The sequence below is a fragment of the Pseudomonas sp. 05T35 genome, assembly GCF_056396605.1.
The window spans coordinates 1-1,800 of sequence record NZ_JBFTLU010000650.1 but is presented as its reverse complement, the minus strand read 5'-3'; the positions used below and the strand labels follow the sequence as shown (position 1 = coordinate 1,800).

The window sequence follows — 1,800 nt, the reverse complement described above, 5'->3', positions numbered from 1 at the left end:
CCATATCTCACAGATATCTCTTCGATTAGAGGGCTTGCGCGCCAACCTTTCGCAATTCAAGCAAGACGAGCTGGAAATACAGGAGACATTGCGTGGATCTCCTGCACTCGAGATCGAAAAAGCTCTGGATGAGGCGTTTGACGAGATACGTGAATCGATAAACCATACCGAAGAACTCTTGAACGCGTTGGTTCAAGAGGCTGAAAGAGGTCGTGAAACGCAGGCGAGCCAAGAGGCTGGTTGAGATGTTCAAGGTCGGCTGAGGTGGAAAATGAGAAAGCCCGCAACCGGCGGGCTCTCTGCATCATACTGGAGCATGAAGACGTAAAGATCGGGTCTACTGATCTTTATCCTGATCTTGTTTGGTGCTCGAATGTTTGGTGCTCGAAGTAGCAGCGTTACTCAGCCCCTTTTCATTGTGATCGCCAGGTGTGGTGGTCGAGATCGCAGTGGCCTTTGTAAGTCCGCGTGTGGTTTTAGAGTGTGCGATCCCTGAAGTCGCCGAACCATGACCTTTGCTGTCATGGCGAATACTCCCGGTGTGCTTGCCACTGATTCCATGATCCCTGATTGCTTTACCGTCATGATCGCTATCCAGACCTTCGCTACGGCCAGTGCTATCAGCGTCAGCAGTATGGCCTTCGCTACGGCCATTGCTGTCAGCATCAGCAGAATGACCTACTCCCTGGCCGCCGGCGCCGCTACTGCTGCCGTGACCTGCACTGTTTCCGCCGCCACCACTTTTTGCATAGGCAGAGGACATTGGGAGTAAAGGCGCTGCAGCCAGCATCATTACGCATGTCATCAAAGCTACGAAATTCGTCTTCTTTAAATGCATGATGGCGTCCATCGATGTGAGTGGGTTTGCATGAATTAGGACGCACGGCATTCGTTTATAGTTCTCAGGCTTCAGACCGACGGTGTGAGGAGTCTGGAAACACTATGCGCTGGATGCCTGCGTACCTATGAGGGGCGAGGTTTAGATCAGGCATGTCATTTCAGGAGAAGGGATAACAATGATCCACCGTAAGCCAACAGAGCCTTGGGCTGTTGACGCGATAGCCTACATTCGGGCCTCTTCGGCTTTGAAACGAGAGTTTGCTTTGCTGCAAAACCGTGTCTATCCGGAGACGGGAGAAGATGAAATCAATACGGCGATACCGCTGCACGATCCAGTGTTCGATGCATTCTCGTTCTATACCTGCGCGCACGACAGGGTCGTCAGTTATGCCGCGGTCGTAATGAAAGCGATTGAACATGCGGGTGACACATTTGAAATCGCCGGGCTGAGTTGCGTCATGACCGATCCAGATTGTCAAGGGCGAGGTCTTGGGTTGAATACCGTCGCCGCGGCGACTCGTTGTATGGAGCGCAGTAATCTTGATATCGGCGTCTTCACGTGTGATCCGCCGCTCGCTCGTTTCTATGCGCAGGCTGGCGGCTGGTCTGTTGCACCCAATATCGTCCTGATCGGCAACCCGGATGAAGAGGCTTTACGCAGCGATACGTTGGGCAAAGTTGTCATGTTGCGGCTGTTTTCGCAGAAGGCAATCGCGAATGCATCGACATTTACGCACGGGGTTATAAATCTCGCCTTGCCGCAAGGGCAGTTTTTATAGTCCGGATGTCAATGTGCTCTGCCGCTTGCTGCTCCTGTGTAGCGTAGCTGCATAGACGCAGGCGGGCGCCCGAGTGGCTGGCGCCGTCAGATTGGACGGCACCAAGATTTTCCTGCGGGGCTGAGATGAGAAACACAGTCATCCACGGAAGCTGGCTGACACTTCATTGCTATTCGATGAA

At 53.0% G+C, this 1,800-nt stretch carries 3 protein-coding genes; 2 read left to right on the top strand and 1 reads right to left on the bottom strand.

From position 1 onward, the window contains the following. Positions 1-244 (top strand): hypothetical protein (locus tag AC1DH9_RS28420; RefSeq protein WP_477809260.1); only part of this gene is annotated, 244 nt, incomplete at its 5' end. 93 nt (positions 245-337) lie between these two features. Here the strand turns inward: AC1DH9_RS28420 and AC1DH9_RS28415 are convergent. Then, positions 338-838, bottom strand: a complete 501-nt coding sequence (locus AC1DH9_RS28415) for a hypothetical protein (protein ID WP_427538631.1) — start codon at positions 836-838, stop codon at positions 338-340. 178 nt (positions 839-1,016) lie between these two features. Here AC1DH9_RS28415 and AC1DH9_RS28410 point away from each other — a divergent pair, with 178 nt between their 5' ends. Next, on the top strand, positions 1,017-1,619 hold the full coding sequence (locus AC1DH9_RS28410; protein WP_427538634.1) for a GNAT family N-acetyltransferase: 603 nt from the start codon (positions 1,017-1,019) through the stop codon (positions 1,617-1,619). Positions 1,620-1,800 lie beyond the last annotated feature (181 nt).

Excerpts from the sequence above, each read along its gene's own strand:
- AC1DH9_RS28410 (WP_427538634.1), top strand. The coding sequence starts at position 1,017 with ATGATCCACCGTAAGCCAACAGAGCCTTGGGCTGTTGACGCGATAGCC.
- AC1DH9_RS28415 (WP_427538631.1), bottom strand. The coding sequence starts at position 838 with ATGCATTTAAAGAAGACGAATTTCGTAGCTTTGATGACATGCGTAATG.